Annotated in this window: 1 protein-coding gene; it reads right to left on the reverse strand. The window is 39.4% G+C overall.

What is annotated here, in order from left to right; all coding sequences use genetic code 11:
- Window positions 1–87: 87 nt before the first annotated feature.
- Window positions 88–1,065, reverse strand: coding sequence for an IS701 family transposase (locus BW724_RS23035; protein ID WP_176371259.1), 978 nt, complete (start codon window positions 1,063–1,065; stop codon window positions 88–90).
- Window positions 1,066–1,285: the final 220 nt, after the last annotated feature.

A 1,285-nucleotide genomic window follows, 5' to 3' on the forward strand; every position in this document is an offset into this window, starting at 1 on the left:
AATCAACTTGATTCTTGCATTTTTAATCAGTATTCCTAAAAAAGGGCATACGGATTGCGTATGAACTGACAGTTGAAAAAAATTCAGTTATGCTGCCAGTTTTAGTTCTTTCAACATATCAAAAAGCGACTTTTGAGCCATTGCTTGTTCATAGGTGTAAACGACAAGTTGACCAAGATGATCCTTACGAATACGTCGCACGACATCTCCAATGGTCATCGGAATCTCCTTTTGCCATTCTTGCCGTTGATACTCCAAGTAGTTGTAAGTAATAAATTCAATGGTCCAAAAGCGTTCAATTCCTTTGCGTGAAAGAAGCTGATATTCGTCAAAGCCCAGTAATTCTTTGAAATAACGGTATCCGGTTTCGATGTTCCAACGCACATTATAATAGCGCAGGATGGTTACGAGATCCAGGCTACTATCTGTACAAAGGATACAAAACGGCGTTTTGCTCGAATCGAATTTGTCTTCCCAAGACAAAAGGACTTTGGCGTACTCGGTGTCATTCAAATTTCCTTCATAAGTGTAAATCTTATAGGAATGATCATCCACGGTAACGGAGTGGAGATCAGATGACTCTATATAAGTGGACGCAAAATCAGTGATTTTAATGCCAATTCCATGAGGATAAATCTTTCGGTTCGCACGAAGACCACCGATGAGATGAAATCCTCTTTGAAGACAGTGTTCAATCAACTTTTTACTTGTGTACCAACTATCCACCAACACATATACCTGTTCGTTTTCCGTGGCTGGATAGGAATTGATTAACTCGATCGCCAGATCATTTTTGCTTTTAAAAGGAATATCTTCATTTTGACAATATTCTTCACGAAAGTAGGAACGGAAATCCCAAGCAAACGAGTGATTGTCACTGACGACATGAGCTGTCACGACACAATGAGACCAAACGGCCTTTCCATCTGAATGAGAAAAGTGGTTATCCAACCCTTCCATCTTCTTGGTGGAACGATCCTTCTTACATTGGGAATCATCGATAATGAAAAATGTGATTGGCCTTGTATCACTTGTGCTGGTTCGATTTTGCCTTATGTGATTCAAAATGAATCCGTTTGTTGGTCACATAGTTCGGGCACCACGGTGACTCGTTAAGAAAACGAGTCATGCAACTAAGATCTCTTTTTTCATTAGTGGATCGACGAATTTGAGAAACGTTGATTCTTCCGTCGGTCAAAATAATTCCATTAACAAATGTGAAAATGTGATTCATTTGTGGCTTCGAAAGACAAAGTTTCAACGCTAAAATAAAGTTGACGATCGG

It is taken from the genome of Litchfieldia alkalitelluris, from assembly GCF_002153425.1.
Taxonomy (GTDB): Bacteria; Bacillota; Bacilli; order Bacillales; family Salisediminibacteriaceae; genus Evansella; species Evansella alkalicola.